Annotated in this window: 13 protein-coding genes, 1 tRNA gene and 2 rRNA genes; 5 read left to right on the top strand and 11 right to left on the bottom strand. The window is 41.3% G+C overall.

Features of this window, described 5'->3' with window-relative positions; translation table 11 throughout:
* Positions 1-4 precede the first annotated feature (4 nt).
* From ACWPW6_RS04845 to ACWPW6_RS04835, 3 genes are read left to right on the top strand one after another with little or no spacing between them, the layout of a single operon-like run.
* Positions 5-2,728, top strand: coding sequence for a glycoside hydrolase family 65 protein (locus tag ACWPW6_RS04845; RefSeq protein ID WP_250000076.1), 2,724 nt, complete (start codon positions 5-7; stop codon positions 2,726-2,728).
* A complete protein-coding gene (gene pgmB / locus ACWPW6_RS04840; protein ID WP_250000074.1) occupies positions 2,721-3,368 on the top strand; it encodes a beta-phosphoglucomutase in 648 nt (215 codons plus the stop codon). The genes ACWPW6_RS04845 and pgmB overlap by 8 nt, the downstream gene beginning before the upstream one ends.
* A 53-nt stretch (positions 3,369-3,421) precedes the next feature.
* On the top strand, positions 3,422-4,813 hold the full coding sequence (locus ACWPW6_RS04835) for a carbohydrate porin (protein ID WP_250000071.1): 1,392 nt from the start codon (positions 3,422-3,424) through the stop codon (positions 4,811-4,813).
* Between the two features lie 64 nt (positions 4,814-4,877).
* On the opposite strand, the gene ACWPW6_RS04830 is transcribed toward ACWPW6_RS04835, so the two are convergent.
* From ACWPW6_RS04830 to cysJ, 3 genes are read right to left on the bottom strand one after another with little or no spacing between them, the layout of a single operon-like run.
* Positions 4,878-5,612, bottom strand: coding sequence for a phosphoadenylyl-sulfate reductase (locus ACWPW6_RS04830; RefSeq protein WP_163860779.1), 735 nt, complete (start codon positions 5,610-5,612; stop codon positions 4,878-4,880).
* Positions 5,609-7,339 (bottom strand): assimilatory sulfite reductase (NADPH) hemoprotein subunit, encoded by a 1,731-nt coding sequence (cysI, locus tag ACWPW6_RS04825; RefSeq protein WP_163860778.1) that lies wholly within the window; start codon positions 7,337-7,339, stop codon positions 5,609-5,611. Before cysI ends, ACWPW6_RS04830 begins: the two co-directional genes overlap by 4 nt.
* Positions 7,339-9,144 (bottom strand): NADPH-dependent assimilatory sulfite reductase flavoprotein subunit, encoded by a 1,806-nt coding sequence (gene cysJ, locus ACWPW6_RS04820; RefSeq protein ID WP_250000068.1) that lies wholly within the window; start codon positions 9,142-9,144, stop codon positions 7,339-7,341. The genes cysI and cysJ overlap by 1 nt, the downstream gene beginning before the upstream one ends.
* 237 nt (positions 9,145-9,381) lie before the next feature.
* Here cysJ and queD point away from each other — a divergent pair, with 237 nt between their 5' ends.
* Positions 9,382-9,744: a 6-carboxytetrahydropterin synthase QueD gene (queD, locus tag ACWPW6_RS04815; RefSeq protein ID WP_154623485.1), complete on the top strand. Its 363-nt coding sequence runs from the start codon at positions 9,382-9,384 to the stop codon at positions 9,742-9,744.
* A gap of 34 nt (positions 9,745-9,778) precedes the next feature.
* Here the strand turns inward: queD and queE are convergent, their stop codons facing one another.
* Positions 9,779-10,450, bottom strand: a complete 672-nt coding sequence (gene queE / locus ACWPW6_RS04810; RefSeq protein WP_154623486.1) for a 7-carboxy-7-deazaguanine synthase QueE — start codon at positions 10,448-10,450, stop codon at positions 9,779-9,781.
* Positions 10,451-10,734: 284 nt separating this feature from the next.
* Between queE and ACWPW6_RS04805 the strand changes: the two genes are divergently transcribed.
* Positions 10,735-12,117 carry an amino acid permease gene (locus tag ACWPW6_RS04805; protein WP_250000066.1) on the top strand — a complete coding sequence of 461 codons (1,383 nt, stop codon included), beginning with the start codon at positions 10,735-10,737 and terminating at the stop codon, positions 12,115-12,117.
* A gap of 66 nt (positions 12,118-12,183) precedes the next feature.
* Here ACWPW6_RS04805 and megL read toward each other — a convergent pair whose 3' ends face one another.
* From megL to ACWPW6_RS04770, 7 genes are all read right to left on the bottom strand, one after another.
* Positions 12,184-13,377 carry a methionine gamma-lyase gene (gene megL / locus ACWPW6_RS04800; RefSeq protein WP_154623488.1) on the bottom strand — a complete coding sequence of 398 codons (1,194 nt, stop codon included), beginning with the start codon at positions 13,375-13,377 and terminating at the stop codon, positions 12,184-12,186.
* A gap of 15 nt (positions 13,378-13,392) precedes the next feature.
* On the bottom strand, positions 13,393-13,785 hold the full coding sequence (locus ACWPW6_RS04795) for a hypothetical protein (RefSeq protein WP_154623490.1): 393 nt from the start codon (positions 13,783-13,785) through the stop codon (positions 13,393-13,395).
* Positions 13,786-13,798: 13 nt separating this feature from the next.
* Positions 13,799-14,986: an NAD(P)/FAD-dependent oxidoreductase gene (locus ACWPW6_RS04790; protein WP_154635562.1), complete on the bottom strand. Its 1,188-nt coding sequence runs from the start codon at positions 14,984-14,986 to the stop codon at positions 13,799-13,801.
* A 676-nt stretch (positions 14,987-15,662) separates the two neighbouring features.
* On the bottom strand, positions 15,663-16,451 hold the full coding sequence (locus ACWPW6_RS04785) for an endonuclease/exonuclease/phosphatase family protein (RefSeq protein WP_163860776.1): 789 nt from the start codon (positions 16,449-16,451) through the stop codon (positions 15,663-15,665).
* A 291-nt stretch (positions 16,452-16,742) separates the two neighbouring features.
* Positions 16,743-16,819: transfer RNA gene (locus tag ACWPW6_RS04780), tRNA-Asp, on the bottom strand.
* 55 nt (positions 16,820-16,874) lie between these two features.
* Positions 16,875-16,990: ribosomal RNA gene (rrf, locus tag ACWPW6_RS04775) — 5S ribosomal RNA — on the bottom strand.
* A 119-nt stretch (positions 16,991-17,109) separates the two neighbouring features.
* A 23S ribosomal RNA gene (locus ACWPW6_RS04770) occupies positions 17,110-20,011 on the bottom strand.
* Positions 20,012-20,157: the final 146 nt, after the last annotated feature.

Genomic DNA, 20,157 nt, shown 5'->3' with positions numbered 1-20,157 from the left:
TATTATGAATTACTTACTTATTATTTTTTCAGATATCAGCGTGTCTGTTGAAGACAAAAATAAAAAACAATATTACTCATTTGATTTTTTAAATAATACTTATCATGACTGGTTAAACGTTGTTGAGAAAATAAAAAATGACTTTCCTCTGATGCATGGAGGTATTATAGCTCCTCCTTTTGATCAGGATGCTGAAAAAAATGCTATTATTAAAACAAAAGATAATAAAACAATTAACTTAGCAAACTTTTTCTCTGAGACGTTTAACTCTCCCTTTATTATAGAAAAAACGAACTCATTAAATCAGTTAACGAATATAGCGGAAAAATTAGCTGATAAAGAAAATGAATTTACATGGTCTATCGAATATTCAGGGCTAACGTCAGGTAAAGATGAATATTGCCAAGAGTCACTATTGACTGTTGCAAATGGTTATATCGGACTACGCGGCACATTACCTGAAATGACCGCCAGCGAAAATTACTACCCAGCAACCTATGTGGCAGGATTATATAATCAAGCAACATCCCAAATAGGTGATCATCAAGTTATCAATGAAGATTTCGTTAATGCGCCGAATGGACAATTTATCTCCCTTAGAATCGGTGACTCTGATTATATTCATCCTAATAACGTAACGACTCACCGCCTCACCCGTCATTTAGACATGAAAACCGGAGTGATGTCATCTGATTGGCTGATTGAAACCGCGGATGGAAAACGATTGAATATTCGCTGCTTCAAGTTTACCAATATGGCGGATATGTCCCACTATTGTCTTCACTACCAATTTACGCCATTAAATTTCTCCGCCGAAATAACCGTAGTCACCAGATTAGAAGGAAATACGGTTAACGCCGGAGTGGAACGTTATCGTAGTCTTAATCAACATCATTACCATGTGTTAAAAACAGGTGCAAAACAACAAACAGCTTACCTATTAGCAGAAACAAATCAGTCAAAAATAGGGATAGGTTTGACCTCAAATATTTATGGTGATTTTTTTACAGACAAAGACATTGTTTGCCATGTTTCTGAATCCGTGGTTGATCAAACAATTACTTTTAATGCCAAACAAAATATCAGCTATACATTAGAAAAATGTGTTGCTATGACAACCTCTACCGCCTACCCACATCATTGGCATGAAATTGTAAACTGGCAACTTCCTACCTTAAAAGCGCAATTATTAGAGACTAAACAAGCATGGGCAAGCTTATGGAATAGCGCTGATATTGTTGTTTCAGGCGATTTAATGACACAAAAATTGTTGCGTTTACATACCTACCATCTGCTTGCATCGGCTTCACCATTTAGTAATGAAAAACATCAATTAGATGTATCTGTAACAGCAAGAGGCTTACACGGCGAAGCCTATAGAGGGCATATTTTCTGGGATGAAATTTTCATACTGCCTTTTTATATCATGCATTTTCCTAACACCGCTCGCCAACTTTTACTCTATCGCTATCATCGTTTAGAAACGGCGCGTTCAGCAGCCAAAGCGGCAGGTTTTCAAGGAGCCATGTTCCCATGGCAATCAGGGCATGATGGTAGTGAACAAACACAAGTGCTACATCTCAATCCACTCTCTGGACAATGGGATCCGGATCATAGTTGCCGTCAACGCCATGTTTCATTAGCGATTGCTTACAACGTCTGGCTATATTGGCGCAATACTCTTGATCATCAATTTATGGCGGATTACGGTTTAGAATTACTCAATGAAATTACCTTATTTTGGGTAAGCCTATGCCAATTTGATGAACGAGATCAGCGTTTTCATATTAGTGGCGTTATGGGACCTGATGAATTCCATGAAAAATATTCTGACTCACAAGAAGGTGGTTTAAAAGATAATGCCTATACCAATTTAATGGTCGCATGGCTATTTAATGAAATAGTGACACTGTATAGCAATAGCCACTTTACCCATAAATTCACTGAATTGGGCTTTGATGCAGATCTCATCCAGCAACTTAACCATATTAGAACCCAACTGGCCGTTACGCTTAATCAAGATGAAGTGATTGAACAATTTTCAGGTTACTTTTCGTTGAATGAATTGGATTGGGAAAGCTATCGCCAAAAATATGGCAATATTTATCGTATGGATCGAATATTGCGTAAAGAAAATAAGTCAGCCGATGATTTTAAAGTCGCTAAACAAGCCGATACGCTGATGTTATTTAATAATCTAGATAAAGCGACCGTCAAATTCTTAATTGAGTCTCTAGGCTACTCATTGTCTGACGATTTCGCTGAAAAAAACCTTCAGTATTATCTTGAACGAACGTCTCATGGTTCAACGTTATCTCGTATTGTTCATGCCTATTTAGCCGAACAAATACAAAGACATGACCTGTCATGGAAACTTTATCAGGATGCCTTACATTCAGACTACAATGATATTCAAGGTGGAACAACTGCTGAAGGAATTCATACCGGTGTCATGGCCGCAACGTTAAATACCACGATTATGGCTTATGCGGGTGTGGATATTCGTCAAGATACTCTCAATATTACACCATCATTGCCAAACCAATGGCAGAGACTGAGTTTCCATCTAAACCATCAAAATGTTTTGTATCACATTAACCTAACTCATAATGACATTACTGTTACGAGCGATAAAGCCTGCATAATATCCATTAATCATCATCAATATCACCTTATTGATAACACGGCTTTTTGTTTAAACTTCAATGAGGATAAAACTAATGGTTAAAGGTCTGATATTCGATTTAGATGGCGTTATTGTGGATACTGCTGGCTATCACTATTTAGCATGGAAGAAATTAGCGAATGAAATTGGTATTGACATTAATGAAGAGTTCAATCAAACCTTAAAAGGTATTAGCCGAACAGAATCATTAGATAAAATATTAAATTATGGTAATAAGCAAAACCTTTTTTCTGCTCAAGAGAAAAGTGAATTATCAGAAAGAAAAAATAACTACTATGTGAAGTTATTGGATAACATTACGCCAAAAGATATTTTACCTGGTGTGTTAGAATTAATTGAACAGGCCTATCAATACAATATTCCTTGTGTTATCGCTTCAGCATCTCAGAATGCACCAACAATATTAAAGAAATTAAATATTGATAGTTATTTTCAAGCTATTGTTGACCCTAAATCCTTAGCAAAAGGAAAGCCTGACCCAGAAATATTTTTAAAGGCAGCACAACTTATTCATGTCCCCGTAGAATTTTGTGTTGGCTTTGAAGATTCAATAGCAGGAATACAATCTCTAAAGAAAGCAGGGATTTATGCTATTGGTATTATCGCTGAAGGGTTATTACCCGAAGCAGATCTGGAAGTAAATTCATTGACTGAAATAGATATACAGACACTACTCCAATAATAAAATATCAAGTGGGAAATATATTTCCCACTTAGGTATAAAAGGAATAAAGAATGAATATGAAACTACTCGCTATTGCTATTAGCTTGGGATTAACTGTACCAACAATAACCTTAGCTAATACAAACTCTCTATCAATAGAACAACGTTTAGCCCTATTAGAACAACGAACCCTTGCAGCTGAAAAAAGAGCCGAACTTGCTGAACAAAAAGCTGCCCATTTAGAAAATGTATTAAAGAATAATGCTACGATTAGTCAACCAGCTAATGACCAACAAATAGTGACTAAAAAAACACCTGAAGCGCCTAATTTAATTGAAACCAATAGTCAATATGGAACCCTTAAGTTGTATGGTGATGTCGAATTTAATACAGATATTGCTAGTAAAAAAGGACAACTTACTTCAATTAATACCCAAGCAGGAAAAGACAAAGATTTTGGTGACTATGATAAATGGGGAATCAATGGACGAATTCTAATCGGTTTAGATGGTGAACGAGTATTAGATAATAAAAACTATGCGGGTTTTTCTGTCCAACCTCTCGCTAAAATTGATGGAGATGTGAGCTTAGATGATGCTGAATTTCATTTTGGTAAAAAAGAGAGTTGGCAAATAAAGCTCGGTCGCTATGAAGCCTATGATATGTTCCCATTAAATCAAGATACCTTTGTTGAGTATTCAGGCAATACCGCCAATGACACCTATAGCGATGGGTTTGGCTACATTTATATGATGAAAGAAGGTCGAGGAAGAACCAATAGCGGCGGCAGCATGATGTTTAATACGAAATATGACAATTGGTATTTCGAAACAAACCTGCTTATTGAAGATGGTACCAGTATCTTTAGCAATAGTGAGTACCACGGACGAAAACTGATTAATAAAAAGAATGTTGTCTATGTCCGTCCTGTTATCGCTTGGGAAAAAGATAGCTTTAAAATTGCTGCTGCGCTAGAAAGCAATATCGTGAATAATGCCTATGGTTATGAAGATAAAAACACAGGCCAATTTAAAGATCAGTCTAAACGCAATGGCTATGGCTTAACATTGGGCTGGAATAATTTAAAAAATGATCCAACCAATGGCTTGACGATAAATTGGAATACCGCCTATTTAGATGCCAGTCATGAAACTGATTTTACGACAGGTGCAAATATTCTATGGCGTCGTTTACAGTTAGGGTATATCTACGCTCATAATGACATCAAATCCTATGCATTAAATTATGATAACAATATTGATAATGAAGTCATCTTTGGTCCTGGCAAATATGATATTCATACCCTTTATACCTCTTATGAGTTACCGGATATACTTGATATGAATAATTTTAAAATTTATATCGGGGCATACTATTCAGTCATTGATGGAAAAGATATTGAAGTGAAAAATAGCGACAAAGATCGTTACGGCACAAGAGTGAGATTTAAATACTTATTCTAGAATAGATTAATGATGATATTGAGTGGCTAATTTAGTAGTCAGCCACTCAATATATTGATATCGCTTAACCTTCATGAAGCCCACATTCTCTCTTTAAACCAAAGAAGCGGGTTTCTTCTTCACTCATACCCGGTTCCCATTTTCGAGTGGTGTGGGTATCCCCCACGGACAAATATCCTTGTTCCCACAATGGATGATAAGGTAGGTTATGCTGTGTCAGATACTCATGTACTTGCCGATTATTCCAATCAATAACAGGTAAGACTTTAAATATTCCTTTACCTATATTCAATACCGGCAACATAGCACGACTCGCCGACTGCTCTCTACGTAATCCAGAAAACCAGCTTTGTGCTTTCAATTCCTGCAAAGCACGGTTCATCGGCTCAACTTTATTGATTTGATTATATTGCTCGATTCCTGATAGTCCTTGTTCCCATAAGCGCCCATAAACAGCCTCTTGCCAAGCAGGAGACAATGGCGAACGGTAAACATGCAAATTTAACCTCAGCCTTTCCGTCAATTCCTCAATAAAACGATAGGTTTCAGGGAAAAGATACCCTGTATCGGTGAGGATCACTGGAATATCAGGAATGACTTGAGTGACCATATGTAGCGTTAAAGCGGCTTGTATTCCAAAACTCGATGACAATACAAACGCTGTAGGTAAATGGTTCATTGCCCATTCGATTCGTTTGATAGCATCATATTTTTCTAACTGGGTATTAAATGCAGATAAATACTCGTCTTGTTCTGCTTTGTCTAATTTTAATACCTCAGCGAGTTCAAGCTGGCTCATACGGCCTCCTTAACCTCATAGAAATCAACCGCAGAGTTCAGCACCGGCTTCACCACATCCGTGCGTATTAAGAAATCACCAAATCCTTCTTGTGCTTGACGCCCTCTAGCCCAATCACCAATCAAGGTATCTAAAAGAGATAAAATTTCGGCTGAACTAATGTTTTCACGATACATACGAGGAATGCGAGTACCAATCCGGTTTCCCCCTAAATGTAAATTGTATCTGTCGAGTGCTTTACCCACGAGCCCAACTTCCGCCAGCATTGCTCGACCACATCCATTTGGGCACCCCGTAACGCGTAAAACAATATGCTCATCACCAATGCCGTGTGATTGCATGATTTTTTCAACCTCAGTGACAAATTCAGGTAAAAAACGCTCGGCCTCTGCCATCGCCAGTGGACACGTTGGGAAAGAAACACAAGCCATTGAGTTTTCACGCTGCGCAGTCACTTCTGCACTCATCAAACCATGTTCACGGGCAATCGCCTCAATACGGGCTTTTTCCGTTTCAGGTACACCAGCAACAATTAAATTTTGGTTTGCCGTTAAACGAAAATCCCCTTGATGAATTTTTGCAATTTCTGCTATACCTGTCTTTAAGGGCTTATTAGGTAAATCAATCAGGCGGCCATTTTCAATAAATAACGTTAAATGCCAATGATTATCTATCCCTTTTAGCCAACCAATTTGATCACCACGTTGAGTAAATTGATAAGGCCTAATGGTTTCAAATGTCACTCCCGAACGCCGTTCTACTTCTTGCTTAAATGTTTCTACACCAACCCGTTCAAGAGTGTATTTTGTTTTGGCGTTTTTACGTTCAGTACGATTTCCCCAGTCGCGCTGAGTCGTCACAATCGCTTCCGCAACAGCTAACGTATCCTTCAAATAAATAAACCCGAACTCACTGGCTAACCGTGGAAAAGTCGCTGTATCACCATGAGTCATGGCTAGACCACCACCAACCAGTACGTTAAAACCGATAAGCTCACCATTTTCAGCGATCGCCACGAAGTTCATGTCGTTAGCATGTAGATCTACATCATTTAAGGGTGGGATCACTACCGATGTTTTGAATTTTCTCGGTAAATAGGTTTTCCCTAATATAGGCTCTTCATCTGTGGTTGCGACTTTCTCTTTATCAAGCCAAATCTCCGCATAAGCATTGGTTTTAGGCAATAGATGCTCCGATATTTTTTTTGCCCATTCATACGCCTGCTGATGCAACTCAGACTGCACAGGGTTAGATGTACATAACACATTACGGTTGACATCATTGGCCGTTGCTAAGGCATCCAACCCGACGTGATGTAACATCTGATGCGCTGGCTTGACATCCCCTTTTAAAATGCCATGAAATTGAAAGGTCTGCCGATTAGTAATACGCACACTACCGTACAACGTATGCTCAGAGGCGAATCTATCGATGTCCAACCATTGCTTCGGCGTAATAATTCCACCAGGTAATCGGCAGCGTAGCATCATTGCATGGCGAGGTTCTAATTTTTGCTCCGCCCGTTCCGCGCGAATATCGCGATCATCTTGCTGATACATACCGTGGAAGCGAATGAGCAGAAAGTTATCCCCCTCAAAACCCCCACTCAGCCCATTTTTAAGGTCTTCTTTGATAGTTCCACGCAGATAATGACTATTATTTTTCATACGCTCACTATCAGCCAGTTTGCCTTCTACGACCAAAGGCCCGTATTTTTTATCGCTCATTAGTAGACATCCCTCTGATACCGGCGCTCTACGCGCAGCTCACTCAAAAACTCATCTGCCGATTCACTATCCATGTTGCCGTATTGGCTAATAATATCCAACAACGCATGTTCCACATCACGTGCCATGTGATTCGCATCGCCGCAGACGTAAATATGTGCGCCATCTTCAATCCAGCGCCATACCTCTTCCCCTTGTTCGCGTAACTTATCCTGTACATAAACTTTTTGGGCTTGATCTCGAGACCAAGCTAATGAAATGTTGGTCAATAAGCCATCTTTGACATAGCGCTGCCATTCCACTTGATAGAGAAAATCTTCAACAAAGTGAGGATTACCAAAAAACAACCAGTTTTTACCTGTCGCTTGTTCATTATCACGTTGCTGCATAAAGGCTCTAAATGGAGCGATACCGGTTCCTGGGCCTATCATAATGACGGGTTTCGAGGTGTCAGCTGGAAGGCGAAAGTTATCATTATGTTCAATGAATATACGTACCTCGTCACCTTCTTTAAGGCGATCAGCTAAAAAACCAGAAGCGCCACCCGTTCGAGCTCGTCCATCAATGTCATAACGTACAACCCCTACAGTGACATGTACTTCATCCTCTGTTTCCGCTTGTGAAGAGGCAATTGAATACAGTCTTGGAGTAATCGGCCGAAGAATATCAACAAACTCTTGGGCTGTCGGCTGAGAAGCAGCCTGCCTAACCATATCAACAATAGGGGTTGTCTGAGCGTAATGTAACAGTGCTTGTTTATCGCTGATCAAACCAAGTAATGCATCGTCTTTTGCTAGATTGGCATATTTTTCAACAATTAGATGTGTGTTTTGAGTCAGCTCTAAATGGTGTATCAATGCATCACGTAATGGATATGATTGTTCAGCCACCTGAACTTGTTCATCACCTGTCAGCCATAATAAGCCTATCAATTCATCGACAAGGGCTGAATCATTATCGAACCACACACCGAGAGCATCTCCCGGTTGATAACGTAACCCTGAATCGCCAAGGTCGATTTCAATATGACGAACATCTTTTAGCGATCCACGCCCAGTAATTTTTTGATTGACGAGTAATGACGCGGTCAGAGGCGCTGTCTTTGTATAAGGCGATGAATGTATTTCATCAACACTGCCCACTTGGGTTACCACCAATTGCTGATCACTTTGCGTAGGCACTCGCTCTTTAAGGCGCTGCGTCAAATCCTCAATCCATGCTTCAGCGATGGATTGATACTCGACATCGGCATCAATCCTCTCAAGTAATGATGTCGCGCCTAATTGCGATAATTGAGTATCAAAATCTTTCCCTGCTTGGCAAAACTTTTCATAAGAAGAATCACCTAAAGCAAAAACAGCATATACCGTACCACTCAAATTGGGTGCCTTTTTAGAATGCAAGTACTTATATAAAGCAACCGCTTCTTCGGCTGGCTCTCCCTCTCCTTGAGTTGATGCTACGACGACTAACACTTTTTCTTGTGAGATTTGTTTAAATTTATAATCTCCCGCGTTAACTAAGTTGACATTCAGTTTTTCACTTATGAGTCGTTCTCTCAGTTGCTCAGACAAACGTCGAGCATTCCCTGTTTGTGAAGCTGAAATAATCGTAATAGTTTCATCTTGTGGTACTTCAGCACTCATAGGCACGTTAGTGACTGTATTTTGATTAACCATTCCCCACAAATAACCAGACAACCAAGCGAGTTGGTGAGATGAAAAGTCATCGACAGCCGTCTGCAAACGTGAAAGTTGTTCCACCGATATTGGCAATGCCGATATGGGAGACTGTTTTTTTGTCATTATTCTATAACCCCAGAGTTGCTTATCTAAAATTACTACCCCGATAGTTTGTCAGGTTATAACACCCTTGCTAAACGGGATAAGAAACGATCGCCATAACTAATAGCTAAAAAGCCTAATGAAAATAGCTAGTGAATCATACTCATAAAAATGGTTAGCAATAATTCGATAAAATAAGATGCTCCGAGCACAAATTTCAGTAGAATACACTGCGTTTTGATTTATACGGAGTTGGTTATGAGAACAAGTATCTATAAAGATTTTCATTTTGAAGCAGCCCATAGGCTTCCTTATGTTCCTGAAGGTCACAAATGCGGGCGCCTCCATGGACATTCTTTCATGGTGAGACTAGAGCTCACAGGTGAAATCGATGAGAAAACAGGCTGGCTAATTGATTTTAGTGATGTTAAAGAAGCGTTTAAGCCAATTTTAGATCAGCTCGATCACTATTATTTAAATGATATTGAAGGCCTCGAAAACCCAACCAGTGAAGTCTTGGCAAGTTGGATTTGGCATAAAACCAAACCCCTATTACCTTTATTAAGCGCCGTAACGGTGAAAGAAACCTGTAATGCTGGATGTATTTATCGCGGCGAATAGTCATTCACTGATATGCCGTGAACATCGCGGCACATCAGGCGATATTGAGATATTTGTGTGTTTGAATGGAAAGTCGCCAATTTCGCGCAATACAGGTATCAATACATAGCTTAGTGGCTGCGCTTTTTTGGCTAATCGGCTGTAACGCAACAACCGCAGCACTTTTTTCTGTGCGTTTTGATAATAAATTATCCAACTCTTCAATATCTTTTTCACGCGCAACTGGATGCTTGATTTCATTCGCTCGATTGATTGACTCCGTCAGTACCTGTAACCCACCTTTCATAGCCACTTTTGGCGACACCGTCACCCAGGTTTGACTGGAACATTGAATAGGATACGTACCACTGGTTTCAATTTGGCATTGATAACCTTGGTTTTCTAATTCTGTCGTCAGAGGTACGAGGTCATAAATACATGGCTCGCCACCCGTAATGACAATATGTTTTGCCGTATACCCTTGCTTATGCATAAGAGCAATCAATTCATGGCTATTGGCCAACGACCATGAATCTGTATCCATCGTTTTCACGACGATATCGCCAAGTGTTGTTTCTTTGTCAGCGTCTTTATCCCAAGTATGTTTTGTATCACACCAGCTACATCCCACAGGACAGCCTTGTAAGCGAATAAATACGGCGGGAACGCCAGTAAACACACCTTCCCCTTGTAACGTTTGAAAAATTTCATTAATTGGGTATTTCATAATTCTCTCTAGCATTGTCAGCTTCATGCGTATTATATACTCTAACGCATGCAAGTTGCATGCGGACGACAACGAGAATGTCCCATTCAACTGCACGCGTTATTCGTTCAAAATCTTTTCGCCTCGTGAACTTCATATAATTTGGTGTATGGCGCGTATATTGCAAGATATCTATCCCGCGAACCATACGCTTTATGGTAATGTAATCAGCTTGGTTTCAACAAAGTGCATCTAATAGAGAAAAAACCGGAACAATATTCGGTAATTTTAAGACAGGAAACAAAATGCAAAGTAGTAAAACAAATCAACTCAGAAAGGGATTGAGTGTCAGACACATTCGCTTTATGGCTTTAGGGTCAGCGATTGGTACCGGCCTGTTTTATGGTTCTGCGTCAGCGATACAAGCAGCAGGCCCAGCCGTTTTAATTGCTTATATGATTGGTGGGGCCGCCGTTTTTATGGTCATGCGCGCGCTCGGTGAAATGGCTGTTCATAACCCTGTTCCAGGCTCATTCTCCCACTATGCAAGCCATTATATGGGCCCACTAGCTGGCTTTTTAACTGGTTGGAACTATGTTTTCGAAATGCTTGTTGTCTGCCTAGCGGATATCACCGCTTTCGGTATGTATATGGGCTTTTGGTTCCCGCATGTAGACCAATGGATATGGGTGCTAAGCATTGTGTTATTTATTGGTGCACTAAACCTATGCCACGTTAAAATATTCGGCGAGCTAGAATTCTGGCTATCCATCGTGAAAGTCACGGCGATCATTGCAATGATTGTCGGTGGTGCGTTCTTAATGTTTTATGGTTTTGGCAAAGAAACTGACCATGCTGTTGGTATTCAAAACCTCTGGGAACACGGGGGTTTCATGCCGAATGGCATCGCGGGTGTCATCGCTTCTTTAGCTATTGTCATGTTTGCATTTGGTGGTATTGAAGTCATTGGTATCACAGCAAGTGAAGCACAAAACCCAGAAAAAACCATCCCGAAAGCAATCAATGCCGTGCCGATTCGTATCTTGTTATTCTATGGATTAACACTCTTTATTTTAATGTGCATCTACCCATGGAACCAAATCGGGCAAAATGGCAGTCCATTCGTACAAATTTTTTCTAGCTTAAATATTGCTTCTGCTGCCAACATACTTAATATCGTGGTGATTACCGCGGCGATTTCCGCCATTAACAGTGATATTTTTGGTGCGGGTCGAATGATGTATGGTATGGCTCAAGATAAACAAGCCCCAAGAGTTTTCACTAAACTCACCCGCAATGGTGTACCTTGGGTGACCGTACTTGTGATGTCCGTTGTCATGCTCCTCGGTGTCTATCTAAATTACCTTCTACCTGAACGAATTTTCGTGATTATTGCGTCAATTGCGACTTTTGCAACTGTCTGGGTATGGTTAATGATCTTGCTTTCACAAGTTGCGATGCGCCGACAAATGAGCAAAGAAGACGTTAAGAAACTTAAATTCCCAGTGCCATTCTGGCCAATAGGTCCTGCAATAACAATTGCATTTATGGTATTTGTTATCGCATTACTTGGCTTCTTTAAAGAAACACAAGTGGCTTTACTGGTTGGCTGTATTTGGGTTGTAATACTCACTGTCGCCTATTTTATTATGCGTTCATTCCAACATAACCAAACAAATAACAATTAACCATAGCGCATTAAATAGAACACAACATCAAATAACGCCCCTGCTAAACTTCAGGGGCGTTTTCTTTTAACTTTCTAATTGCAGAGCTTGATCAAGGTCTGCTATCAAATCATTAACGTCTTCCAACCCAATCGATAATCTAATTAAGCCATCACTAATGCCATAAAATAACCGTTCTTCAGGTGTATACGTCGAATGAGTCATACTGGCGGGATGCTGTGCTAGAGATTCACAATCCCCTAAACTTACAGCCCGAGAAAACAGATTTAAGCGGTTTAAAAAACGCTTACCTGATTCAATCCCACCTTTTATTTCGCATGCTATCATCCCACCTGGCAGCTTCATCTGCCGGCAGGCCAATTCATACTGTTTAAAGCTATTTAAACCAGGGTAGACCACAAACTCAATCTGCGGATGGGATTCTAAATATTGTGCGATTCGCTGAGCATTTTTCACTATACGCTCCATGCGAATAGGTAACGTTTTCATCCCGCGTATAATCAAACTCGCATCATGTGGCGATAAACATGCCCCTGTCATATCTTTTAGGCCAACTAACCTAATTTGTTTGGCTATCTCTTTTGTCGTAATCACTGCGCCAGCGACGACATCACCATGGCCACTCATGTACTTAGTCAGCGAGTGAATAACAATATCAACACCTAATGTTATTGGCTTTTGTAAGTAAGGGGTACAATACGTATTATCCACGACGACCATGATATTATTTTTTTTAGCTAGCTCACTGACGGCTTTTATATCCACTAAACGCATATCAGGGTTAGCGGGTGATTCAAAGAATATCATGCGCGTATTTTCGCTGATTGATTGCGCTACAGTTTCAAGGTTGCTCATATCAATATGACGCACACGAACACCAAATCGTTCCAATCCGTGATGAAAGAAAGAATAAGTACAACCATAAACAGTCATATCGACCAACAATTCATCCCCAGGATTCATTAAAGACCAAAAAGTTGACGTAATGGCCCCCATACCTGAAGAAAACACAATCGCGGCTTCTCCCTCTTCTAAATCAGCAATTCTCTTTTCTAATAAATCTAAGGTTGGGTTATTAATTCTTGTGTAGATAAAACCTTCTTTCTCACCACTAAAACAAGCTGCTCCCTCTTCTGCATCTTTAAACGAATAGGTTGCAGTTTGGTATATAGGTGGTATTAATGAACCTTTATTTTCCCTCTGGTTATAAAAGCTGTGTATTATACGAGTATCAAATGCATTTTTTGTATCTAAGCTCATACCACTCTCCTAAAATTACTTGTCACTGGATTGAGGTATCCTAGACCCCATAATCTGCAAGGTCCTTAATAGGATGCTCACTCCCCGTAATGTATTTGGATCTTTTAATAAGCTATAAACCGAACGAAAACTTTGATCTTTATTATCATAAATAGCTTCCATCTTAGCCATGTTATACGCTGTTCCTAACTCCCAAACCGGCGTTAACGTGTCTTCAAATGAATTAGCTAATTTTTCAACTGTGCCTAAATCGAGAATATCCACAAGGTCAGACAGTAAAGACAACAGGTCAACAATATTGTCCAAACGTTTTAAATGTAGAAGTGGTGAAATTTTTTCAGCTAAATGATCCGCAGACTCTGAATTAAGTAATTCAATAAGTTTCGCTTGTGTATTTTCATTTGACATCATCATGACCCTCCTACACTAATCCACGAATAGCAGCCCAATAAATTCCCCTATTGAAACCATTTCGGAGCAATCCCCCCACTTTAGTCGCAGGTATCGGCAACACATCATGTTTATAGTCGTACTGTAAAGGCATCCCTGCATTTAACCCCATTTGTGCAACAGCTTGAACTCGGCCGTCATAAATTGCCGCTGGGTAACCGTAAGTCAATTCGCCAACGATATTATCAGCGATAATTGCAGCCTGATTATGGCAGCTACCACCCGCCTTACTTATGGGTAAATCAACAGTATCACCAATAACATAGACACCTTCCGTACCGTAAACTTGTAGCGTTTCATGATCAGTTGGCAACCAACCTTCACCATTATTATGTTCACTTAAACCTGTATTCACGACGGCTTCTACCGCAGTAATTGGCGGCGTACTAATTAAAATATCAAAAGGCTGTTCATCACCTTCTTTTGAATAAGCGACCTTTTTATCTGGGTCAACTTTACTTAAAGTAAAGCCACGTTGAGATTTAATATTCTTTATATTAAAAATTTCAGGAATCGCTTCACAAACAGGTTGTTGAAGGAAAAGACAATTACGTAATAATTGAGATACTGTAGGGTAAGTATAGACAATCTCAATATTATCTCTCACACGCCGCTTACGTAAAAATTCATCTAGCATAAGCGTTGTTTCCATGGGCGCAATACCGCATTGATGAGGGACATTCGGTGTTTCAGGAAAAGATACCGTTATAAAAATCCGACCTTTTTCAATTTTAGATAATTGATCGGCTAATTTTCTCGCGGGATCATAAGCATAAAAATGATGACCTATTTCTTTTAATCCTTCAATTCTATCCGGTCTAGGAACACATCCTGTTGCAATAACAAGATAATCATAATTTAAAACTTTACCACTACGTGATTTTAACTCTTTATTTTTAAAATCAAATGCATCGATTTTATCGATAACCAAATCTATTTCTGGCCTTAATAATGAACGCTCATGACGACTTAGCTCATCTTTAAAAAACAAATTAAATGCTATATACATAAAGGCAGGTTTGTAATAATGAATAGGATTATCAGTAACTAATGTTATTTTTATTTTCTTAGCAAAAATATCGCTATTTAATTTCCTAGCTAAAATGTTGGCTAACATTGTACCACCTGTCCCACCACCAACTATTATGATATTTTTCATATTATTAACCACCTATATTTAAATAGTTTTTAAATAGACAGCGTATGACTAAGTAAATATAGCTGATATTCAATAATTCGCCACTCATATATTTGGCAATTAATGTTAATTTAAAAAATATATATTAATCACAATGATAAATATATCAACCGATGGAGACTCAATTTAATTATAATTAATCATATAATTTATCACTTAATGAAATAATAATATTCTTTTTTAGATTTGTTTATTACCCCCTCTGTAACGACCAACAATTTAACAATGAAATAATACATCTTATAAAATTTTTTCATCTCCAATATTATGGATAATAAGATAGTGTTACTTATCTATTGCTCTATACATCTCTTTATAATCGCAATATGCCGTTAATCCCTATCTCAAATATCAATAGCCAAATCGTCTCTGTATTGGCAGTAATTGGTTTAATGATACCTTTACGATAAAAGATTCGAGATGCAGCAATGAACGGGATGGGGGAGCTATTTTTTGCTCTTATCAATATTAACTTGGCTATTACTAACCGGTTTCTTAATCGGGGTAACGAGTCTATCGAGAAAAGTGCTATAAAGAAGAGTTGAAGATATTAAACTCACTTCTGCATAATAAGAATACCACTAAAGTATAAGATGAAAATAACAATTAGAAAAAGAGACGGTTAACGCCAATAAAGCTAAACGAGTTCAAATTGAGTTATAATCGGGTTATGGTCCGAAGCATCGGTGTTTGTAACGTAGCTATCCTTTACCTTCAGCCCTCTATAAAATAAATAATCTAAAGGTCTTCCAAAGGCTTTAGTTCGTTGGTCATGATCATAGCCAACTTCTTTTAACCCAACACTCCTCACAAAGCGTTTTAATGCATTCACTCTTTGCCGACTCCAAGCATTAAAGTCACCAGCTAGCAATACAGGACCAACATGTTTAGCAATGTGGTCACCTAATTTACTTAATTGTCGTGTGTAAACATCGACCCCAAAACTAAAGTTAATCGCATGTACATTCGCTACCATCAGATGCTTTCCATTCGGCAGCGGATACACCGTTATTAATGCAGATTTTGCTAAACGCAATAAAGGCTCTTTTTCTCGTAGTGGACAACAATATATAGGATGAGAAGTCGCAAGTGTCATTACGCCAGCAGGATGCGGAGAGAAAGGCAAAGCAGGCACTTGGTCTGCAATTAATTGATGCGATGCCGCAAATGAAACAAGCTCTGGGGACATTTGTGCTTCTTGCAGTAGGATCAGCTTTTTACCTTTAACAAGCTCATCTAGCACAATCTTCCAATTTGGACGTTGCTGCTTATAAATATTCCATGTCAGAACATCTAAGGTTTCACCTGCTGCAAATAAAGGTAATCCGACGGGTAGTGATTCTCCTAACATATGTACAGGCATGGGTTGGATACGTTTAGCGGGTTGACCTGCAATATATCTAACAGAATAGGTTCTTTTCGCCACGTTTTAAATCCCTACAAAAATGAGAAGTTAACCGTATTCTAACAAGTTTAGAAACGACATAGCTTGTAGTATATCAAAGCTATCATGTTATATCTTATGAAGTTAAGACTAACCCCCTTATAATGACTGTATACTAACCATTTTTGAGTGCTTTATAGAATATTACAAGATGCCTCTTTATCATTCACTATAACGGCTAAATAAGGAAAGCATGAGCAAAGAAATTGCAGAGCAAAACTGATTTTACAAATAGTAAAAAGCCCCGTGAGAAATCTCACGGGGCTTAATAAGTGGCGGAACGGACGGGACTCGAACCCGCGACCCCCTGCGTGACAGGCAGGTATTCTAACCAACTGAACTACCGCTCCACTATTCTTTCGCCTAACGGCTGCTTATCGCTTCGCAATAAGTCTTTAATTTAATGTCTGGCAGTTCCCTACTCTCACATGGGGAGACCCCACACTACCATCGGCGCTACGGCGTTTCACTGCTGAGTTCGGCATGGGGTCAGGTGGGACCACCGCGCTATTGCCGCCAGACAAATTCGGTTTTCGTTCCCGTTGGCTTACACCAACCAGAACAGCAATCTTGAACAAGCTAATTTCTCGCACTCTGCGTGCGCTTCACAACGTTCTCTCTAAAACACCTTCGGTGTTGTCAGGTTAAGCCTCACGGTTCATTAGTACTGGTTAGCTCAACGTATCGCTACGCTTACACACCCAGCCTATCAACGTCTTAGTCTTAAACGTTCCTTTAGGACCCTTAAAGAGTCAGGGAAGACTCATCTCAAGGCAAGTTTCCCGCTTAGATGCTTTCAGCGGTTATCTCTTCCGCACTTAGCTACCGGGCAGTGCCATTGGCATGACAACCCGAACACCAGTGGTGCGTCCACTCCGGTCCTCTCGTACTAGGAGCAGCCCCTTTCAATCTTCCAACGCCCACGGCAGATAGGGACCGAACTGTCTCACGACGTTCTAAACCCAGCTCGCGTACCACTTTAAATGGCGAACAGCCATACCCTTGGGACCTACTTCAGCCCCAGGATGTGATGAGCCGACATCGAGGTGCCAAACACCGCCGTCGATATGAACTCTTGGGCGGTATCAGCCTGTTATCCCCGGAGTACCTTTTATCCGTTGAGCGATGGCCCTTCCATTCAGAACCACCGGATCACTAAGACCTACTTTCGTACCTGCTCGAGCCGTCACTCTCGCAGTCAAGCTGGCTTATGCCTTTGCACTAACCGCATGATGTCCGACCATGCTTAGCCAACCTTCGTGCTCCTCCGTTACTCTTTGGGAGGAGACCGCCCCAGTCAAACTACCCACCAGACACTGTCCGCACCCCAGATGATGGGGCCACGTTAGAACATCAAACATTAAAGGGTGGTATTTCAAGGTTGGCTCCATGCAGACTGGCGTCCACACTTCAAAGCCTCCCACCTATCCTACACATCAAGGCTCAATGTTCAGTGTCAAGCTATAGTAAAGGTTCACGGGGTCTTTCCGTCTTGCCGCGGGTACACTGCATCTTCACAGCGAGTTCAATTTCACTGAGTCTCGGGTGGAGACAGCCTGGCCATCATTACGCCATTCGTGCAGGTCGGAACTTACCCGACAAGGAATTTCGCTACCTTAGGACCGTTATAGTTACGGCCGCCGTTTACTGGGGCTTCGATCAAGAGCTTCTCCTTACGGATAACCCCATCAATTAACCTTCCAGCACCGGGCAGGCGTCACACCGTATACGTCCACTTTCGTGTTTGCACAGTGCTGTGTTTTTAATAAACAGTTGCAGCCAGCTGGTATCTGCGACTGGCTTCAGCTCCATCCGCAAGGGACTTCACCTAGCGCCAGCGTGCCTTCTCCCGAAGTTACGGCACCATTTTGCCTAGTTCCTTCACCCGAGTTCTCTCAAGCGCCTGAGTATTCTCTACCTGACCACCTGTGTCGGTTTGGGGTACGATTAATGATAATCTAGAGGAGGCTTTTCCTGGAAGCGGGGCATGAGCTACTTCGCCACCGTAGTGACTCGTCATCAGACCTCAGCATGTAGTGAACCGGATTTGCCTAATTCACCTGCCTACATCCTTAAACCGGGACAACCGTCGCCCGGCCAGCCTAGCCTTCTCCGTCCCCCCATCGCAATTATCACCAGTACAGGAATATTAACCTGTTTCCCATCGACTACGCATTTCTGCCTCGCCTTAGGGGTCGACTCACCCTGCCCCGATTAACGTTGGACAGGAACCCTTGGTCTTCCGGCGTGCGGGTTTTTCACCCGCATTATCGTTACTTATGTCAGCATTCGCACTTCTGATACCTCCAGCATGCCTCGCAGCACACCTTCACAGGCTTACAGAACGCTCCCCTACCCAACAACATTTACATGTCGCTGCCGCAGCTTCGGTGCATGGTTTAGCCCCGTTACATCTTCCGCGCAGGCCGACTCGACCAGTGAGCTATTACGCTTTCTTTAAATGATGGCTGCTTCTAAGCCAACATCCTGGCTGTCTGAGCCTTCCCACTTCGTTTCCCACTTAACCATGACTTTGGGACCTTAGCTGGCGGTCTGGGTTGTTTCCCTCTTCACGACGAACGTTAGCACCCGCCGTGTGTCTCCCGTGATAACATTCTTCGGTATTCGTAGTTTGCATCGGGTTGGTAAGTCGGGATGACCCCCTAGCCGAAACAGTGCTCTACCCCCGAAGATGAGTTCACGAGGCGCTACCTAAATAGCTTTCGGGGAGAACCAGCTATCTCCCGGTTTGATTGGCCTTTCACCCCCAGCCACAAGTCATCCGCTAATTTTTCAACATTAGTCGGTTCGGTCCTCCAGTTAGTGTTACCCAACCTTCAACCTGCCCATGGCTAGATCACCGGGTTTCGGGTCTATACCCTGCAACTTAATCGCCCAGTTAAGACTCGGTTTCCCTACGGCTCCCCTATACGGTTAACCTTGCTACAGAATATAAGTCGCTGACCCATTATACAAAAGGTACGCAGTCACACCTAAAAGGTGCTCCCACTGCTTGTACGTACACGGTTTCAGGTTCTATTTCACTCCCCTCGCCGGGGTTCTTTTCGCCTTTCCCTCACGGTACTGGTTCACTATCGGTCAATCAGGAGTATTTAGCCTTGGAGGATGGTCCCCCCATATTCAGACAGGATAACACGTGTCCCGCCCTACTCGTCGAGTTCACAACACCAACACCTTCGGATACGGGGCTATCACCCTTTACTGCCGGACTTTCCAGACCGTTCTCCTGATGCTGATGCTGATTAAGACTCTGGGCTGCTCCCCGTTCGCTCGCCGCTACTAGGGGAATCTCGGTTGATTTCTTTTCCTCGAGGTACTGAGATGTTTCAGTTCCCTCGGTTCGCCTCGTTTGACTATGGATTCATCAAACGATAGTGCAACGAATTGCACTGGGTTTCCCCATTCGGACATCGTCGGCTATAGCGGTTCATATCACCTTACCGACGCTTTTCGCAGATTAGCACGTCCTTCATCGCCTCTGATTGCCTAGGCATCCACCGTGTACGCTTAGTCGCTTAACCTCACAACCCGAAATTGTTTCAACGATCACCTAACTGTCATGGCTGTGCGTGGTGAAATTCTTTGTTGCGCGGTGCTTGTCATGCTCACGTACCGATGTACGCTGCGCTGACTGCGCTCCTACGCCGCGAATTTCACACTGCTCGCT

It is taken from the genome of Providencia sp. Marseille-Q8014 (genome assembly GCF_965112055.1).
Note: the sequence above shows the minus strand (reverse complement) of the source record. Positions and strands in the feature narration are given on the sequence as shown.

Bases quoted from the DNA above. Each gene is read 5' to 3' on its own strand.
- ACWPW6_RS04830 (WP_163860779.1), bottom strand. From the start codon at position 5,612: ATGAGCCAGCTTGAACTCGCTGAGGTATTAAAATTAGACAAAGCAGAA.
- ACWPW6_RS04835 (WP_250000071.1), top strand. From the start codon at position 3,422: ATGAATATGAAACTACTCGCTATTGCTATTAGCTTGGGATTAACTGTA.
- queD (WP_154623485.1), top strand. From the start codon at position 9,382: ATGAGAACAAGTATCTATAAAGATTTTCATTTTGAAGCAGCCCATAGG.
- ACWPW6_RS04790 (WP_154635562.1), bottom strand. From the start codon at position 14,986: ATGAAAAATATCATAATAGTTGGTGGTGGGACAGGTGGTACAATGTTA.
- pgmB (WP_250000074.1), top strand. From the start codon at position 2,721: ATGGTTAAAGGTCTGATATTCGATTTAGATGGCGTTATTGTGGATACT.
- queE (WP_154623486.1), bottom strand. From the start codon at position 10,450: ATGAAATACCCAATTAATGAAATTTTTCAAACGTTACAAGGGGAAGGT.
- ACWPW6_RS04805 (WP_250000066.1), top strand. From the start codon at position 10,735: ATGCAAAGTAGTAAAACAAATCAACTCAGAAAGGGATTGAGTGTCAGA.
- cysI (WP_163860778.1), bottom strand. From the start codon at position 7,339: ATGAGCGATAAAAAATACGGGCCTTTGGTCGTAGAAGGCAAACTGGCT.
- ACWPW6_RS04845 (WP_250000076.1), top strand. From the start codon at position 5: ATGAATTACTTACTTATTATTTTTTCAGATATCAGCGTGTCTGTTGAA.
- ACWPW6_RS04795 (WP_154623490.1), bottom strand. From the start codon at position 13,785: ATGTCAAATGAAAATACACAAGCGAAACTTATTGAATTACTTAATTCA.
- cysJ (WP_250000068.1), bottom strand. From the start codon at position 9,144: ATGACAAAAAAACAGTCTCCCATATCGGCATTGCCAATATCGGTGGAA.
- megL (WP_154623488.1), bottom strand. From the start codon at position 13,377: ATGAGCTTAGATACAAAAAATGCATTTGATACTCGTATAATACACAGC.